Consider the following 2,337-nt stretch of genomic DNA (forward strand, 5'->3'; position numbering starts at 1 on the left):
ACCCGACACCGGCCGCCCCATTCACGCCGCGCCCCCATCCGCCGGGCCCGTTAGATCAGGATCGGCCCGGGAAGACGCCGGACATGGACCATTCGCAGGCCCCCGTCCTCGATGCCCTCGCCGCGTACCACCGGGAAGGCCAGGTCCCGTTCACCCCGCCCGGCCACAAGCAGGGCCGGGGCGCGGACCCGCGCGTCCGGGAGGTACTGGGCGACGCGGTGTTCCACTCCGACCTCCTCGCGATCTCTGGCCTGGACGACCGCACGTCCAGCCACGGGGTGCTGGAGCGCGCGCAGGAGCTGATGGCCGACGCCGTTCACGCCGAGCAGACGTTCTTCTCCACCTGCGGGAGCAGCCTGTCGGTGAAGAGCGCGATGCTGTCCGTCTCGGGCCCCGGGGAGAAGCTCCTGGTCGGACGGGACGCGCACAAGTCGGTCGTGTCCGGCCTGATCCTCTCCGGCGTCCGCCCGATCTGGGTGGAGCCGCAATGGGACCCGTCCCGGCGGCTGGCGCACCCGCCGTCCGCCGAGGCGTTCGCGGCCCGGCTGGACGAGCACCCCGACGCCCGCGGCGCCCTCGTCACGAGCCCCACCCCGTACGGGACGTGCGCCGACCTGGCCGCCATCGCCTCCGCCTGCCACGAGCGCGGCAAACCGCTGATCGTGGACGAGGCGTGGGGCGCGCACCTCCCCTTCCATCCCGACCTGCCGACCTGGGCGATGGACGCCGGGGCCGACGTGTGCGTGACGAGCGTCCACAAGATGGGCGCCGGGCTGGAGCAGGGTTCGGTGTTCCACCAGCAGGGAAGCCTGGTCGACCCATCAGTCCTCAAGGCCCGCGAAGACCTCTTGGGAACCACGAGCCCGTCCGTCCTGCTCTACGCGGGCCTCGACGGGTGGCGCCGCCAGATGGTCGAACATGGCCGGGACCTACTCCAGGACGCCCTCGACCTGGCCGCCCGCGTCCGCGAGCAGATCGCCGCGATCCCCGGCTTCAACGTCCAGGGGCCGGACGATTTCACCGGCCCCGGCCCCGGCCGCGCCCACGACCTTGACCCGCTGCCCGTCGTCATCGACATCGCCGACCTCGGCACCACCGGGTACCGGGCCGCCGACTGGCTCCGCGAGCACCACCGCGTCAACCTGCATCTCGCCGACCACCGCCGGATCAGCGCCCAGCTCACCTTCGCCGACGGCGAGGACACCGTCGCGCCGCTGCTCACCGCCCTGCGCGACCTGCGCGAGCACATCGAGCCCGTGGCGGAGCAGGTCCAGGTCCCGGCCCCGGACGAGCTGCGCCTCGAACTCGTCGTCACCCCCCGCGACGCCTTCTTCGGCCCCGCCGAACAGGTCTCCGCGGACGAGGCCGTCGGACGGGTCTGCGCGGAGATGCTCACCCCGTACCCGCCGGGCATCCCCGTCGTCCTCCCCGGCGAGCGCATCACCGCCCCGGTCATGGAGTACCTGCGCAGCGGCGTGGACGCCGGGATGGTCGTCCCGGACGCGGCGGACTCCTCCGTCAAGACGGTCCGGGTCTTCATAGAGCACTGACCAGACGACGGCCCCGCCCAACCCCTGTGCCAGACTCCCTTTTCGGCGGACGACGAGTTGAGGAGCGTCATGGAGTTGGTCCACTCGGGCAAGGTCAGGGACGTCTACGCGGACGGGGACGACTTGATCCTCGTCGCGTCCGACCGGGTGAGCGTGTACGACGTCGTCCTGCCGACCCTGATCCCCGACAAGGGGAAGATCCTGACCCAGCTCTCCCTCTGGTGGTTCGAGCAGCTCTCCGACATCATCCCGAACCACATCATCTCCGCGACGAACGTCCCGGACGAGTGGGAGGGCCGCGCCGTCCGCTGCCGCCGCCTCACCATGCTCCCCGTCGAGTGGATAGCCCGCGGCTACCTGACCGGCCTGGGCCTCAAGGAGTACGAGAAGAGCGGCGCCGTCTCAGGCGTCCCGCTCCCCTCCGGCCTGGTCGAAGGCTCGAAACTCCCCGAACCGATCTTCACCCCCACCACCAAGGCCACCGAGGGACACGACGAGTTCATCACCTACGACGACGTGGTCACCGAGATAGGCGCCGACACCGCCGCCCACCTGAAGCAGGTCACCCTAGATATCTACAAGCGCGGCGCGTCCCTGGCCGCCGAGCGCGGCATCATCATCGCCGACACGAAACTGGAGTTCGGACGCGCCGCCGACGGGACCCTGACCCTGGGCGACGAGGTTCTGACGTCCGACTCGTCCCGCTTCTGGCCCGCTGACCAGTGGCAGCCGGGCGGCCCGCAGCACTCCCTCGACAAGCAGTACGTCCGCGACTGGAGCAGCACCC

Annotated in this window: 2 protein-coding genes; both read left to right on the forward strand. The window is 71.0% G+C overall.

The window, feature by feature from the left end; translation table 11 throughout:
- Nucleotides 1-83: 83 nt before the first annotated feature.
- Nucleotides 84-1,550 carry an ornithine decarboxylase gene (locus E1264_RS42030; RefSeq protein ID WP_132183084.1) on the forward strand — a complete coding sequence of 489 codons (1,467 nt, stop codon included), beginning with the start codon at nucleotides 84-86 and terminating at the stop codon, nucleotides 1,548-1,550.
- 69 nt (nucleotides 1,551-1,619) lie between these two features.
- On the forward strand, nucleotides 1,620-2,337 hold a 718-nt coding region (locus E1264_RS42035), incomplete at its 3' end, for a phosphoribosylaminoimidazolesuccinocarboxamide synthase (RefSeq protein ID WP_132183086.1).

The sequence above is a fragment of the Actinomadura sp. KC216 genome, assembly GCF_004348535.1.
Taxonomy (GTDB): Bacteria; Actinomycetota; Actinomycetes; order Streptosporangiales; family Streptosporangiaceae; genus Spirillospora.

Coding starts and splice junctions, on each gene's coding strand:
- E1264_RS42030 (WP_132183084.1), top strand. CDS start 84: ATGGACCATTCGCAGGCCCCCGTCCTCGATGCCCTCGCCGCGTACCAC.